We start from the raw sequence: 1,071 nt of genomic DNA, 5'->3' as shown, positions 1-1,071 counted from the left end.
AATTTTAGTATAACATGGATAATTAAATTTTTTTATTGAAAAATGTTGACAAACTATTAGCTGGTTTTGTTGAATAAGAAAGCTTGATATTGATAGACAAAGCGAGCCACAGCTCGCTAGTGTCTATTGTTTTACTTCCTCATAAGAGGTAATAGGGAAGATTTCCTCAAATACCCAATCAGGAGTATCCCAAGAAACTGTACCTGTTTTTCTTGGGAAATGTACCTGAATATCTAGGTCTCTAACATACCACTTATTTAACTCTATCTCAGTTGGTAGATTCGTTCCTGAAGTATATCTAATGTACTGTGTACCTCTGACTCTTTTATCATTCTGACGTCCCTCATTCACACTATAGAACATTGAGATATCAGTAACAAAGATATTCTCTGAGATCACTTTGTTATTTTGGGTTTCCTGAACAAACGCGTTAAATAATTGAGGTAATTCATCCCTTGAATAACTTATCCCATTGTAAGTTTTACCACTCCGATAAAATATATTCTGTTTCATCTTGGTACTTATTAGGATATCGTTCCCAATGATTGACTTCAGCTAAAGAATCAAAAACATCATTATCAACAGGATAATCACTCAATCTCTCCAAGTCTGCTTCTTTATCAATCCAAGACTCTAACTCTTCTTTAGAATGATCATGGATTGATTTTTCTCCTTTAAAAGTTTCTAACAAATTATCTAAATTTGGTGATTTATCTTTAGCACCTAGATAACGAGTTAGCATGACTGATGCTTGAGCTCTTGTTGCTAGACCATCAGCGTCAAAAGTTCCATCCGAACGACCACTCACTATACCAGAACCATTCGCTAATGCTACGTATGGTTGATCAGCTTTATTTAACTCTCTTTGGTCAGTAAAAGGTAGGTTAATAAAGTCCAGTTGTTCAAGTCCAGTTAATACTTCTTTCCATTGTAAACTTTCCTTCGCTAACCCTCTTGCAATCATTTTGCTCATTTCTAATCTAGTGATTTCTAGGTTAGGATTGTATCCATCAGGATATTCACTTGGTACAATCACACCCTCTTCTACTAATCCATTAATATAAACTTCAG

2 protein-coding genes are annotated in these 1,071 nt (G+C 34.5%); both read right to left on the bottom strand.

Going from position 1 to position 1,071, the window contains the following annotated elements:
* Positions 1-123 precede the first annotated feature (123 nt).
* On the bottom strand, positions 124-513 hold the full coding sequence (locus JM172_RS24480) for a hypothetical protein (RefSeq protein WP_214484981.1): 390 nt from the start codon (positions 511-513) through the stop codon (positions 124-126).
* Positions 482-1,071: S-layer homology domain-containing protein (locus JM172_RS24475; RefSeq protein ID WP_214484980.1), on the bottom strand; the 590-nt coding region annotated here is incomplete at its 5' end. The genes JM172_RS24480 and JM172_RS24475, both read right to left, overlap by 32 nt.

The organism is Bacillus sp. SM2101 (assembly GCF_018588585.1).
Classification (GTDB): domain Bacteria; phylum Bacillota; class Bacilli; order Bacillales; family SM2101; genus Nanhaiella; species Nanhaiella sioensis.
Note: the sequence above shows the minus strand (reverse complement) of the source record. Positions and strands in the feature narration are given on the sequence as shown.